This window comes from Pseudomonas sp. B21-048 (genome assembly GCF_024748615.1).
Taxonomy (GTDB): Bacteria; Pseudomonadota; Gammaproteobacteria; order Pseudomonadales; family Pseudomonadaceae; genus Aquipseudomonas.
In genome coordinates this window covers 5,335,631-5,349,332 of record NZ_CP087168.1, presented here as the reverse complement: position 1 = coordinate 5,349,332, position 13,702 = coordinate 5,335,631, and the positions used below count along the sequence as shown (strand labels likewise).

General features: G+C 61.0%; 11 protein-coding genes. 6 read left to right on the top strand and 5 right to left on the bottom strand.

Annotated features, from left to right (window positions below):
• The first annotated feature begins 20 nt into the window (after positions 1–20).
• On the top strand, positions 21–2,300 hold the full coding sequence (gene ptsP / locus LOY56_RS25130; RefSeq protein WP_258617977.1) for a phosphoenolpyruvate--protein phosphotransferase: 2,280 nt from the start codon (positions 21–23) through the stop codon (positions 2,298–2,300).
• A 106-nt stretch (positions 2,301–2,406) separates the two neighbouring features.
• Here ptsP and LOY56_RS25125 read toward each other — a convergent pair whose 3' ends face one another.
• A complete protein-coding gene (locus LOY56_RS25125; RefSeq protein WP_258617976.1) occupies positions 2,407–3,153 on the bottom strand; it encodes an NRDE family protein in 747 nt (248 codons plus the stop codon).
• 133 nt (positions 3,154–3,286) lie between these two features.
• Here LOY56_RS25125 and LOY56_RS25120 point away from each other — a divergent pair, with 133 nt between their 5' ends.
• The 3 genes from LOY56_RS25120 (at position 3,287) to LOY56_RS25110 (ending at position 5,993) form a co-directional block, all read left to right on the top strand.
• A complete protein-coding gene (locus tag LOY56_RS25120; RefSeq protein WP_258617972.1) occupies positions 3,287–4,069 on the top strand; it encodes a sulfite exporter TauE/SafE family protein in 783 nt (260 codons plus the stop codon).
• Between the two features lie 83 nt (positions 4,070–4,152).
• On the top strand, positions 4,153–4,959 hold the full coding sequence (lgt, locus tag LOY56_RS25115) for a prolipoprotein diacylglyceryl transferase (protein WP_258617971.1): 807 nt from the start codon (positions 4,153–4,155) through the stop codon (positions 4,957–4,959).
• 62 nt (positions 4,960–5,021) lie between these two features.
• A complete protein-coding gene (locus tag LOY56_RS25110) occupies positions 5,022–5,993 on the top strand; it encodes a thymidylate synthase (RefSeq protein ID WP_258617970.1) in 972 nt (323 codons plus the stop codon).
• 46 nt (positions 5,994–6,039) lie between these two features.
• On the opposite strand, the gene cadR is transcribed toward LOY56_RS25110, so the two are convergent.
• Positions 6,040–6,489 (bottom strand): Cd(II)/Pb(II)-responsive transcriptional regulator, encoded by a 450-nt coding sequence (gene cadR / locus LOY56_RS25105; protein WP_007897786.1) that lies wholly within the window; start codon positions 6,487–6,489, stop codon positions 6,040–6,042.
• Positions 6,490–6,573: 84 nt separating this feature from the next.
• Here cadR and LOY56_RS25100 point away from each other — a divergent pair, with 84 nt between their 5' ends.
• Positions 6,574–8,853, top strand: coding sequence for a heavy metal translocating P-type ATPase (locus LOY56_RS25100; protein WP_258617967.1), 2,280 nt, complete (start codon positions 6,574–6,576; stop codon positions 8,851–8,853).
• An 84-nt stretch (positions 8,854–8,937) separates the two neighbouring features.
• Here the strand turns inward: LOY56_RS25100 and LOY56_RS25095 are convergent, their stop codons facing one another.
• Both LOY56_RS25095 and LOY56_RS25090 read right to left on the bottom strand, forming a co-directional pair.
• Positions 8,938–10,311 carry a GTPase/DUF3482 domain-containing protein gene (locus LOY56_RS25095; RefSeq protein WP_258617966.1) on the bottom strand — a complete coding sequence of 458 codons (1,374 nt, stop codon included), beginning with the start codon at positions 10,309–10,311 and terminating at the stop codon, positions 8,938–8,940.
• Positions 10,304–11,674: a DUF2868 domain-containing protein gene (locus tag LOY56_RS25090; RefSeq protein WP_258617965.1), complete on the bottom strand. Its 1,371-nt coding sequence runs from the start codon at positions 11,672–11,674 to the stop codon at positions 10,304–10,306. The genes LOY56_RS25095 and LOY56_RS25090 overlap by 8 nt, the downstream gene beginning before the upstream one ends.
• A gap of 85 nt (positions 11,675–11,759) precedes the next feature.
• On the opposite strand from LOY56_RS25090, the gene LOY56_RS25085 reads away from it, so the two are divergent.
• Positions 11,760–12,272, top strand: coding sequence for a dihydrofolate reductase (locus tag LOY56_RS25085; protein WP_038980923.1), 513 nt, complete (start codon positions 11,760–11,762; stop codon positions 12,270–12,272).
• 153 nt (positions 12,273–12,425) lie between these two features.
• Here LOY56_RS25085 and LOY56_RS25080 read toward each other — a convergent pair whose 3' ends face one another.
• Positions 12,426–13,676 (bottom strand): IS256 family transposase, encoded by a 1,251-nt coding sequence (locus tag LOY56_RS25080; RefSeq protein ID WP_258617963.1) that lies wholly within the window; start codon positions 13,674–13,676, stop codon positions 12,426–12,428.
• Positions 13,677–13,702: the final 26 nt, after the last annotated feature.

Sequence of the window (13,702 nt, the reverse complement as noted above, 5' to 3'; positions counted from 1 at the left end):
ACGGAGTTCGACCCCGAGCCATGCTCAATACGCTGCGCAAGATCGTCCAGGAAGTTAACTCCGCCAAGGATCTCAAGACGGCGTTGGGGATTATTGTGTTGCGCGTCAAAGAGGCCATGGGCAGCCAGGTCTGCTCGGTCTATCTGCTTGACCCTGAGACCAACCGCTTCGTGCTGATGGCCACCGAGGGCTTGAACAAGCGCTCGATCGGCAAAGTCAGCATGGCACCCAACGAAGGTCTGGTCGGCCTGGTCGGCACGCGTGAAGAACCCTTGAACCTCGAGAACGCCGCGGATCACCCGCGCTACCGTTACTTCGCCGAGACCGGTGAAGAGCGCTACGCCTCGTTCCTTGGTGCGCCGATCATTCACCACCGTCGCGTCGTCGGCGTGTTGGTCATTCAGCAAAAAGAGCGTCGCCAGTTCGATGAAGGTGAAGAAGCTTTCCTCGTGACGATGAGCGCGCAACTTGCCGGCGTTATCGCCCACGCCGAGGCCACTGGCTCGATCCGTGGCCTGGGTCGTCAGGGCAAGGGCATCCAGGAAGCAAAGTTCGTCGGTGTACCGGGTTCGCCGGGCGCGGCGGTCGGCACCGCGGTCGTCATGTTGCCACCGGCCGATCTGGACGTGGTGCCGGACAAGACCATCACCGACATCGACGCTGAACTGAAACTGTTCAAAACCGCCATCGAAGGCGTGCGCGCCGACATGCGTGCCTTGTCCGCCAAGTTGGCGACCCAGCTGCGGCCTGAAGAACGGGCGCTGTTCGACGTTTACCTGATGATGCTCGACGATGCCTCGCTCGGCAGCGAAATCACCACGGTGATCAAAACCGGTCAGTGGGCCCAGGGCGCGTTGCGCCAGGTGGTCACCGAACACGTCAACCGTTTCGAATTGATGGACGACGCCTACCTGCGTGAGCGCGCCTCGGACGTCAAAGACCTCGGTCGCCGCTTGCTCGCCTATTTACAGGAAGAGCGGCAGCAGACGCTGGTCTACCCCGACAACACCATTCTGGTCAGCGAAGAACTGACGCCGGCGATGCTCGGCGAGGTGCCGGAAGGCAAGCTGGTCGGTCTGGTGTCGGTACTCGGTTCCGGCAACTCCCACGTGGCGATCCTGGCGCGCGCCATGGGTATTCCGACGGTGATGGGCCTGGTCGACTTGCCGTACTCCAAGGTCGACGGGATCCAGATGATCGTCGATGGCTACCACGGTGAGGTCTATACCAACCCGAGTGACGTGCTGCGCAAGCAGTTCGCCGAGGTGGTCGAGGAAGAGAAACAGCTGGCCCTGGGGCTGGATGCACTGCGGGACCTGCCGTGCATCACGGTCGACGGTCACCGCATGCCGCTGTGGGTCAACACTGGCCTGCTGGCGGACGTGGCGCGGGCGCAGAAGCGCGGTGCCGAGGGGGTGGGGCTGTACCGCACCGAAGTGCCGTTTATGATCAATCAGCGCTTCCCGAGCGAAAAAGAGCAGCTGGCAATTTATCGCGAGCAGCTCGCCGCATTCCATCCGCAACCGGTGACCATGCGCAGCCTGGACATCGGCGGCGACAAGGCGCTGTCGTACTTCCCGATCAAGGAAGACAACCCGTTCCTCGGCTGGCGCGGCATTCGCGTGACCCTCGACCACCCGGAAATCTTCCTGGTGCAGACCCGCGCCATGCTCAAGGCCAGCGAAGGCTTGAACAACCTGCGCATCCTGTTGCCGATGATTTCCGGCACCCATGAACTCGAAGAAGCCCTGCACCTGATCCATCGGGCCTGGGGCGAAGTCCGCGACGAAGGCACCGATGTGCCGATGCCGCCGATTGGCGTAATGATCGAGATTCCGGCGGCGGTGTATCAGACCAAGGAGCTGGCGCGGCAAGTGGACTTCCTGTCGGTCGGCTCCAACGACCTGACCCAGTATCTGCTGGCCGTGGACCGTAACAACCCGCGAGTAGCCGACCTCTACGACTACCTGCACCCGGCCGTGTTGCAGGCCTTGCAGAGCGTGGTGCGCGATGCCCATGCCGAAGGCAAGCCCGTGAGTATCTGCGGCGAAATGGCCGGTGATCCGGCGGCAGCGGTGTTGTTGATGGCGATGGGTTTCGACAGCCTGTCGATGAACGCTACCAACTTGCCGAAAGTGAAGTGGATGCTGCGTCAGATCAATCTGAGCAAAGCCAAGGAGTTGCTGGCGGAACTGATGACCATCGATAACCCGCAAGTTATCCACAGCTCGCTGCAACTGGCGCTGAAAAACCTTGGTTTGGCGCGGATGATTAATCCGGCTTCGGTTAAAACCCTCTGAAACGCTGAGGGCCTCTTCGCGGGCAAGCCTCGCTCCTACAGATTGATCGCATTCCCCTGTAGGAGCGAGGCTTGCCCGCGAAGGCGTCCGCAAACACACCACATCTTCAAATCCTGATCTCTACCTCCCCCAAATGCCCTCCATACGGCCCGAAACTCCTTTCGACCATATGCCGCCCCCCATCTGCCTGAACAATCAACGCCGTGCTTGCCCGTGTCCCATAAGTCGGGCTCTTGATAAACACGCTCGACAACAACGTCTCCGTAGCCTGTCCCACGCCAGTGTCCGGCAATTCGGCAAGCGGCGCTGTCTGCGAGTCGCTGAGCAAGGCTAACAGCGCCTGCGGCTGCGGATCGCCCAACACCTCGCTCAAGGCTGCCTTGGCCTTGAGCACTTTCGGCCACGGCGTATCCAGCCCCGCGTTCGATAACCCATGAATGCCTGGTGGGAGCATGACCGCCTCCGTCTCCCGAGCGTTGAAGTGCCATAGCTCGTGGGTATTGCCGACCAACAGATTAAACCCGGCATATTCAGGCGAACGTCCGACAACGTCCTTTAAATAGTCATCAATCGACAGGTCGCCGCTGAGAAACTGCGCAACCAGTTCACCCCGCGACTTGCGCGCCGGCGGTTGAAGGGAGTCACGGATGTTGGTCAGCGCGGCGAAGCGCCCGTTGGCGCCGACACCGAGCCACGTACCGCCGGCCTCAAGGTCGCGACCGGCATACACGTGCGGGGCATGCGGCCATTGCGCCAGGGGCAGGCTGGGTCGGGCATAGAATTCGTCGCGGTTGGCCGCCACGATCAACGGCTGGGCGTGACCCGGCCGCCAGGCAAAAACAATCAGGCACATAAGGGGATCCTTGTGTGTTTTTTGCTCACTCTACGCAGACATCGCTCATCGATCCATCGCCATCACAGTGGAGCCCGAGGCCATGCATCCGTTACCATGCCGCTCCTGATTCGGGATGCTTGGGGATGTGGCCATGGAATTTCTGCTCTATCTGGCGCTGGGCGCCTGCGCGGGCGTGCTGGCCGGGCTGTTCGGGGTAGGCGGCGGGATCATTATTGTCCCGGTGCTGGTGTTCAGTTTCACCTTGCAGGGATTTGATGCCTCGATCCTGACGCATCTGGCAGTCGGCACCTCGCTGGCGACGATCATCTTTACGTCGGTCAATGCGATTCGCGAGCACCATCGCCGCGGCGCCGTGCGTTGGCCGATTTTTGCCTGGATGACCCTCGGCATTCTGATCGGTGCCGGTTTCGGCGCGCTGACGGCCGAAGCGATTTCCGGGCCGAATTTACAGAAGATCATCGGCGTATTCGCGCTGATCATCGCCGTTCAACTCGCTTTGGACGTCAAACCCAAGGCCAGCCGAACGGTGCCCGGTAAAGTCGGTCTGACCGTGGCCGGCAGCATCATTGGCTGGGCCTCGGCGATTTTCGGAATTGGCGGCGGCTCGTTGACCGTGCCGTTCCTGACCTGGCGCAGCGTGCCGATGCAGCAAGCGGTGGCCACTTCGTCGGCCTGCGGCCTGCCCATCGCCTTGGCCAGTGCATTAAGTTTCATGATTCTGGGCTGGCACGATCCACTGCTGCCGGCCCATAGTCTCGGTTTTGTGTATTTGCCGGCGCTGCTGGGGATCGCCCTGACCAGCATGGTCTTCGCCCGCCTCGGTGCGCGACTGGCCCACAGGCTGTCGCCGCGCTTGTTGAAAAGACTGTTTGCCGCTTTGCTGTTTTGCGTCGGCTTGAGCTTCCTGCTCTGACGCATCGCGCAATCCTGGCTTAATCCTGGCGTGACAGCGTGGCCCGGGAATTTTGAAGGTTTCAACTCTAACGAGGAGTCGCAATGCTGCCTTACCCGCAGATCGACCCGGTGGCCCTGGCCATCGGTCCGCTGAAAATCCACTGGTACGGCCTGATGTACCTGATCGGCATCGGCGGCGCATGGTGGCTGGCGTCTCGTCGGCTGAACCGCTTCGATCCGACCTGGAGCAAAGAGAAACTCTCCGACATGGTGTTCTGGATGTCGATGGGCGTTATCGTCGGCGGCCGCTTGGGTTATGTGCTGTTCTACGACCTGAGCGCCTACATCGCCAACCCACTGCTGATTTTCGAAGTGTGGAAGGGCGGCATGTCGTTCCACGGCGGCTTAATCGGCGTGATGCTGGCGGCGTTGTGGTTCGGTAAAAAGAACAACAAGTCGTTCTTCCAGCTGATGGACTTCGTTGCGCCCATGGTGCCGATTGGCCTGGGAGCCGGGCGCATTGGCAACTTCATCAACGCTGAATTGTGGGGCAAGGCGACCGACGTGCCGTGGGCGATGGTCTTCCCGACCGATCCGGCGCAGCTGGCGCGTCATCCGTCGCAGCTGTACCAGTTCGCGCTGGAAGGCGTGGCGCTGTTCGTGATCCTCTGGCTGTTCTCGCGCAAGCCGCGGCCGACCATGGCGGTGTCCGGGATGTTCGCGCTGTTCTATGGCCTCTTCCGTTTCATCGTCGAATTCGTTCGCGTGCCGGACGCGCAACTGGGTTATCTGGCCTGGAACTGGCTGACCATGGGTCAGGTGCTATGTGTACCGATGATCGTCTGCGGGCTGTTCCTGATCTGGCTGGCTTATCGACGCGCTCCGGCGACCCCGGCGGCCGCTGTATAAGAAACAGGCGTTAAATTCGAACCCCGGGGCGACGCTTCCGGGTTCAAGGACACAGGTAATTCATGAAGCAATATCTCGAACTGGTCGCCCACGTCATCAAGAACGGCACCAAACAGGCCAACCGTACCGGCGTGAACACCATCAGTTTTCCGGGCGCGATGCTGCGCTTCGATCTGCAGGAAGGTTTCCCGGCGATCACCACTCGCAAGATGGCCTTCAAATCCGCCATCGGCGAAATGTGCGGATTTCTACGCGGGGTGAACAACGCCGCCGAATTCCGTGCGCTGGGCTGCAAGGTCTGGGACCAGAACGCCAACGAAAACGCTCAGTGGCTGGCCAACCCGTTCCGTCAGGGTGAAGACGACCTCGGCGAGATCTATGGCGTGCAATGGCGCAAATGGCCGGCGTACAAGCAGATCCCGGTCAGCAATCAGGCCGCCATCGAGCAGACGTTGAGCCAGGGTTATCGTCAGATTGCCGAAGGCTCCGAGGCTGGTCAGGCCTACGTGGTGCTGTACAAGGCGATCGACCAGATCCGCCAGTGCGTCGACACCATCATCAAGGACCCGGGCAGCCGTCGCATTCTGTTCCACGGCTGGAACGTCGCCCAGCTCGACGAAATGGCCCTGCCACCGTGCCACTTGCTGTATCAGTTCCACCCGAACGTTGAGACCAAAGAGATCTCTTTGACCCTCTACATTCGCTCCAACGACCTGGGGCTGGGCACGCCGTTCAACCTCACCGAAGGTGCCGCGCTGCTGAGCCTGATCGGTCGCCTGACCGGTTACACGCCGCGCTGGTTCACCTATTTCATCGGCGACGCCCACGTCTACGAAAACCATCTGGACATGCTCAACGAACAGCTCAAGCGCGAGCCGTTCCCGATGCCGAAACTGGTGATCAGTGATCGTGTGCCGGAGTTTGCCAAGACTGGTGTTTATCAGCCGGAATGGCTGGAGTTGATCGAACCAAGTGATTTCTCGCTGGAAGGCTATGAACACCACGCGCCGATGACCGCGCCGATGGCGGTCTAGTCCCTCCTGATCGTTCCCACGCAAGCGTGGGAACGATCAGGAGCTGCTAATGCCCGTGACTGCGCCCAACATGGGAATGCTCAACCTCCGTCGCCACAACCCCGCCGCTCACTTCCAGCCGCTGCAAAATCCCGCACTGATCGATATCCGGCCCTTCGCTGCAGCGTTGGCGCAGGTCGAGCAGTTGTGTCTGCAAGGCCAGCAAACCATCGATCCGAGCTTTCACATGGTGGATATGTTCATCGATCAACGCATTGACGTTTTCGCATTGATCCTGCGGGCTGTCGCGCAGGGCCAGCAGGCTGCGGATTTCCTCGAGGGTCATGTCCAGAGTGCGGCAGTTGCGGATGAAGGTCAGGCGCTCGGCGTGGGCCTGGGTGTAGACGCGGTAGTTGCCGTCGCTGCGGGCCGGCTCCGGCAGCAGGTTTTCGCGCTCGTAGTAGCGAATGGTTTCCACGGCGCAGTCGGTGAGTTTCGCCAGTTCTCCGATTTTCATCGCGACAATCTCCAAAAGGATGCTTGACCCTATAGTGGCTACAGGGTCTTTACTTGGCAACAGGCACTTTCATGGACGCGACCGATGAGCGATTCTCTTCACACCCACAAACCCGAAGCCGGGCACGATCACAGCCACAAACTGAAGCCTGTCATCCGGCATGAGCATGGAAACCACGGGGATTCCTGCTGTGCCTCCAAAGCCGCGGCACCTTCGCGGATTGTGTTGAGCGAGACGCCGACCGCCGGCGCGCGGTTGAGCAGTTTCCGCATCGAAGCCATGGACTGCCCGACCGAGCAAACGCTGATCCAGAACAAACTCGGGAAGCTTGCAGGTGTGCGGCAACTGGAATTCAACCTGATCAATCGGGTGTTGGGCGTGACCCATGACCTGCCAAGCACTACGCCGATCATCGACGCGATCAAGTCCCTCGGCATGCACGCCGAACCGATGGAGCAGGGCGCTGAAACGCCAGTGTCGAGCCCTGCACCTGCGAAAAAGCCCTGGTGGCCGCTGGCCCTGTCCGGCGTCGGGGCGCTGGCTGCCGAGCTTCTCCACTTCACCAATGCGGCGCCAAACTGGGTGGTGGCGGTTATCGCGCTGATCTCGATCCTCAGCGGTGGCCTCAGCACTTACAAGAAGGGCTGGATTGCCCTGAAAAACCTCAACCTGAACATCAACGCGCTGATGAGCATCGCGGTGACCGGGGCGATTCTGATCGGCCAATGGCCGGAAGCGGCGATGGTGATGTTCCTGTTCACCGTGGCTGAGTTGATCGAAGCCAGGTCTCTGGACCGGGCGCGCAACGCCATCGGCGGGCTGATGCAGATGGCTCCCGAGCAGGCCACGGTGCAGCAGGCGGATGGCAGTTGGATCGCCCAACCGGTTAAAAACATCGAACTGGGTGCGCGGGTGCGGGTGCGTCCCGGCGAACGGATTGGCCTGGACGGCGAAGTGCTGTCCGGCAACTCGACCATCGATCAGGCGCCGATCACCGGTGAAAGCCTGCCGGTGGAGAAAACCATTGGCGACAAGGTGTTCGCCGGCACCATCAACCAGTCCGGTTCGCTGGAATACACGGTAACCGCTGCGGCGAACAATTCGACCCTGGCGCGGATTATCCACGCCGTGGAACAGGCTCAGGGGGCACGCGCTCCGACCCAGCGTTTCGTCGACGCCTTCTCGAAAATCTACACCCCGGCGGTGTTCATCCTGGCCCTGGCCGTGGCGGTGATCCCGCCGCTGTTCATGGACGCGTTGTGGTTCGACTGGATCTACCGGGCACTGGTGTTGCTGGTGGTCGCCTGCCCATGTGCGCTGGTGATTTCCACCCCGGTGACTATCGTCAGCGGCCTTGCGGCGGCGGCGCGCAAAGGGATTCTGGTCAAGGGTGGCGTTTACCTGGAGCACGGCCACAAACTCGATTACCTGGCCCTCGACAAGACCGGCACCCTCACTCACGGCAAACCGGTGCAGACCGACTATTTGTCCCTCGACCCAACCGCTGATGGAACAGCACCGGCCATAGCGGCGGCACTGGCCGGTCGCTCGGATCACCCGGTGTCGCTGGCCATCGCCAATGCGGCTGTGGATGCAGTTGTGGATAGCCAACTAGCGCCGCTGACTGTGGATAACTTCGAAGCCCTGGCGGGGCGTGGTGTACGCGGCGAGATCAACGGTGAGCTCTATCACTTGGGCAACCACCGTCTGGTGGAAGACTTGGGCCTGTGTTCACCCGCGCTGGAAGAGCAGCTGTTTGCACTGGAGAAACAGGGCAAATCCGTGGTGCTGTTGCTCGACAAGTCAGGTCCACTGGCATTGTTTGCCGTGGCAGACACCGTGAAAGCGTCCAGCCGCGAAGCGATCCAGCAATTGCATGAGCTGGGCATCAAAACCCTGATGCTGACCGGCGACAACGTTCACACCGCTCAGGTCATCGCCGCCCACGTGGGCATCGATCAGGCGCAGGGCGATCTGTTGCCGACCGATAAGCTGCAAGCCATTGAAAGGCTGTATATCCAGGGCCATCGGGTCGGAATGGTCGGCGACGGTATCAACGACGCTCCGGCGCTGGCGCGGGCCGAGATCGGTTTCGCCATGGCGGCCGCCGGTACCGACACCGCCATTGAAACCGCCGATGTCGCCCTGATGGACGACGATCTGCGCAAGATCCCGGCCTTCATCCGCCTGTCGCGGCAGACCTCGAATATCCTCAAACAGAACATCGCCCTGGCATTGGTCATCAAGGCGATCTTTCTTGGGGTAACCTTCGCCGGGCTCGCCACCATGTGGATGGCGGTGTTCGCCGACATGGGCGTGAGCCTGTTGGTGGTGTTCAACGGTTTACGCCTGTTGCACAAATAGACGATGAGGGACGGGTGTGCTGAGGCGCAGTAAATGGCCTCGGTTGAAGAACTGCGGCGATCCGACTTGCCCGCGAAGGCGTACTTAACTATCAACCACCTTCCCAGCCAACACCTCAACCTGCTCTTGGCGCTCCGCCTGACTCAACTTCGAATGAGGATTGAGCGACGACCATTGCGGATGCGCCCGCGCCTTGTTCAGCGCATCCGGCAGTTTGCCTTCGCGCCAGGTTTTATCCTGCGGCGTGGCGACCTGAATGCTGTCCATCGCCGCATGCCCACGGGAATTCAGAGCCTGCAGCAATTGTCGCTGGCGCAAGGCCAACAGCCGTAACACGCCGTCGTCGACAGTCAGTTCTCGCTGCCCTTTGATTTTTCCCAGCAGGCGGCCGCCGTAACTGCGGGCGGTTTGCAGGGCGCCGCCGGCAATCGCTCCGGCCAGCGCCGCAGCGCCGAGGGTCAGGCCGCCCACCAGCAAATCAACCCCGGCCCCGGCCGCCGCGCCGGCCGCGATACCGCCGCCGACCCGCACACCGAGCTGCTTCAGGGTTTCCGGGTTGAACAGATCATCGCCCCAGCGGCCATCAAGCAACGGCAAGTCACTGGCCGCCGCATCTTGTGGGCGGAAAGCGTAGAGCTTGAGCAAGGCCTCGACGCAGCGTTGTTCGCGCTGACGCACGGCTTTGCGCAGTTCGCTGATCGCTTGCTGTTCCTGCGCCGCCTCGCTGACCACACTGCGGCGGCAGGCGGCGCAATCGATCAATAAATCGGCAATCAGCCGCGCTGCACTTTGCTGACGGGCCAGGCGTTGGGCCTGCTGGTCGGCAATCAAACGCTCAAGCTGTTCGCGGGAGTTTTCCAGCAGCAGCGCGAGGCTTTCATAGAGTCGACGCTCGCCATCTTCCGGTGGCGCGACGCTGTCGAAGCGCACCAAGGCATGCAAGCCCAACCGCGCCAGTGCTTCGCGCCAATCAGGTTCGCGATGCTGGGCGCTGCTGACAAAATTCAACACCGGCAGCAGCGGTTTGCCGCAACTGGCCAACACTTCCAGTTCGTCGCGGTACTTGGCCAGCACCGGCTCTCGGGCGTCGATCACATAGAGGCCGGCGTCCGAGGCGAGCAATTGCCGCAGCACTTTGGCTTCCTGTTCGAAGCGCTGCCGGGCTTCGCTGCTCTCCAGAAAACGCGCCAATCGTGCCGGGCCGTCGAGGCGTTCGCCAGGTCGTTCCAGGCGTTCGAGGTAGTCGAGTAGGGCGATGGCGTCTTCCAGGCCCGGAGTGTCGAAGAGATCAAGCAATGGCTCGCCGTCTACCGACAATCGTGCGCCTTCGACGTGGCGAGTGGTGCTGGGACGATGGGACACTTCGCCGAAGCCGACGTCTCGTGTCAGCGTTCGCAGCAACGAAGTTTTGCCGACATTGGTGTGACCGACCACGGCGAGCTTTAAGGGATTAGTCATGACCCGTCTCCAGCCAGTTCAACGGCGCGCAATCGGCGAATGGCAGGTCCAGTTGTTGTAGCGCAACATGCCAGTCGCCCAGGCGTTCGGCATCCAGCGCTTCGCCGGGCGGCGCTTGCAACAACCACACGCGGGTGGCGCTGGCGCTGCGGGCCAGTTCGGCAATCAGCGCCAGGCTGCCACGGTCCGGCGAACGCCGTGGGTCACAGGCGATGGCCAGACGGGCCGGAGGAAAACGACTCAGTTGTTCGAGCAGTTTGTGCCGCGATTCACGGCTGTCGAGGACGCCGGCGTTGTTGACGGTTTTCGGCAATTGCGGCGGCCAGGGGCGTTGCTCGTCCAGTTCGATGGCCACCAACAGCGCGCCATCGCTTTGCAGGTCGCTGGCGGCGCTTTCCACCCGATGAAGTTGTTCTGGCGCGGCATCGCTGATGCCCAGGCGTTCGCTGGTGGGCATCAGCCGTTCGCGCAGTTGGGCGTAGCCGGGCAGGTTCAAATCCAGATGCAGGGCTGCTTGACCGGTTTTCCAGCGCCACAGGCAGAACAATGCGAGCAACAATCGCGGCAAAACGCCGTACACCAACAGCACCCCAACCAGCCACGCCGCCCAGGCCTGGCGGGCGCTTTCGATGTTCAGCGCGGCATCGCCGCTGGCGCGGATCATCTCCACGCTGGGCACGCTGAAACCGAGCAAGGCCGGCAGGGCGCCGAGGGCTTGGGTCATGGCGACGAAGGTGTCGCCGCCGAGAATGGTGGTTTCCCAGACGAAGCCGTAGCGCCGGGTCGCCATCAGCGTCAGCACCATCACTAAAGCGCTGAGCATTGCCAACAACCACAATCCATTGACCAGTAGGCCAAGTGCCCAACGATTGAGTTTCTGCCGTTGCAGCAACAGCAGCAGGGCCGGCGCCAGTTGCGCGGCGTTGGCATCGCGGGCGAGTTTTTCACTGAGCCACAGCCACAAGCGTCCGAGGGCGGCACCCTGTTCGCCGGCAAACACCAGGCCCAAGGCCCAGCTCAGCAATAGAATCAGGTTCAACCCGAGCAGGCTGCCCAACGCCCAGAACACATTGACCGGGATTTGGCCGTCGCCCAGCGCGGCAAACGCCAGGCCGGCGCCACTGATCACGGCCAGAGTGGCCAGCACGATCAGCGCCAGTCGCGCGCCTTGCAGCCAATGTTTGAGGGCGTGGGCCTGTCCGTCGCGCTCAGCCAGCCACAGGGCGCGGCGTTGAATGCGCGTCGGCAGATCGCCGCCGGCGCTACGGGCGATTCGATTGGCTTCCAGGTCGTCCAGGGGACCCGCGTGTTCTTCACGCAGGCGTATGGTTTCTGTCAGCCAGAGGTTATTCAGTTCAGTCACGCGGCATCCCGTCGCTTAATTGAGCGATGAGCATAACCGCTGTGACGCTTATCGGGGTAAGGGAGGCTCTGGTATCCTCGCCGACATGACTAAATCACTCCCCCTCAGCCTGATCGCAGCCCTCGGTGAAAACCGTGTGATCGGCGTCGACAACAGCATGCCCTGGCACTTGCCGGGGGACTTCAAATACTTCAAGGCCACCACCCTCGGCAAGCCGATCATCATGGGTCGCAAGACCTGGGATTCCCTCGGTCGTCCGCTGCCGGGCCGGTTGAACATCGTGGTCAGCCGTCAGGCGGATCTGCAACTGGAAGGCGCGGAGGTTTATCCGTCGCTGGAGGCAGCAGTGGTTCGCGCGCAGCAATGGGCGAACGAGCAGGGCGTCGATGAGGTGATGTTGATTGGCGGGGCGCAGCTGTATGCGCAAGGGTTGGCACAGGCTGATCGGCTGTACCTGACCCGCGTGGCACTGAGCCCGGAAGGAGATGCGTGGTTTCCGGAGTTTGATTTGAACCAGTGGAAACTGGTGTCGAATGTTCCGAACCCGGCGGAGGGTGACAAACCGGCGTATAGCTTCGAGGTGTGGGAGCGCACATAGATCGTTCCCACGCTCTGCGTGGGAATGCAGCCCATGACGCTCCGCGTCACTGGACGCGGAGCGTCCCTTGAGGCATTCCCACGCGGGAGCGTGGGAACGATCGGTACGGCTTAAGCGGGGGGTGTACGGGATTCTGTGTAAACGGCGTTGCTGTTAATCCTGCAAAAGCCGGTCTTCGAACTGGATACTGAACCGGTTCAAGGCCCCCGCCCAGTCCCTGATTGGCATTGTCCACTTCTTGCTGATGTTATTCAGCGCCAGATAAAAGAGCTTCATAACCGCGTCATCAGTCGGGAATGAGGCTCTGCTTTTGGTGACCTTGCGCAAGCTCATGTTGATCGACTCGATGGCGTTGGTGGTATAGATCACCGTCCGTATCTCAGGTGGATAATCGAATAGAGGTATGACCCTCGCCCAGTTTTTGCGCCATGACTGGCTGATCAGAGGGTATCGATCATCCCATTTGGCCTCGAAATCGGTCAGCTTTTGCTCGGCCATTTCAACCGTCGTCGAGCGGTAAATAAGCTTGAGGTCGGCAGCGGCTTCGCGTTGATGCTTCCACGATACGAACTTCAAGCTGTTGCGCACCATATGCACGATGCACAGTTGAACCGAGGCTTGCGGATAGACCACTTCGATCGCCTCAGGAAAGCCCTTGAGCCCATCCACGCAGGCGATAAAGATGTCTTTTACCCCGCGTGTTTTAAGCTCTGTGACTACTTGCAGCCAGAATTTGGCACCTTCAGTCTGTGCGATCCACAATCCTAGAACTTCTTTTCGACCGTCCATATTGACGCCAATGGCCAAGTAAACCGCCTTGGTTCTGACCGCGCCACTGTCGCGCACTTTGACGTGAATGCAATCGAGGTAGAGGATCGGATAGAGCTCGTCCAGAGGACGCGATTGCCAGACTTTGACCTCTTCGCTAACGGCGTCGGTAATCGCCGAGATGAGGCTAGGAGAGACCTCTGTGCCGTACATCTCCTGCAGGTGCCCCTGAATTTCCCGAACAGTCATCCCTCGGGCGTACAGCGAAATGACCTTGTCATCGAAGCCGGTCCAACGCGTCTGGTGCTTGGAAACTAGCTGGGGCTCGAACATTCCCTGGCGATCACGGGGAATCTCCAGCGGTAGCTCGCCAAAGTCGCCCTTGAGCGTCTTACCGCTATGGCCGTTGCGAGCATTTCCTTCGGCATTGGTAACGGCTGCGCTTTTGTCATGCCCCAGGTGCTCGGTCATTTCAGCTTCCAGCGCTCGTTCGACGAGCATCTTGGTGAGCTGCTTGAGCAGGCCATTTTCGCCGATCAGATCTTCGGGTTTTCGGTAGTTGGTCAACAGGCTGTCGGCCAGCTTTACCAGTTCAGGATCGGGTTTGACTCGTTTAGTGCGCTTGGGCTCGGTCATTGAGACTCCTTGGGAAAGGCAGTGTG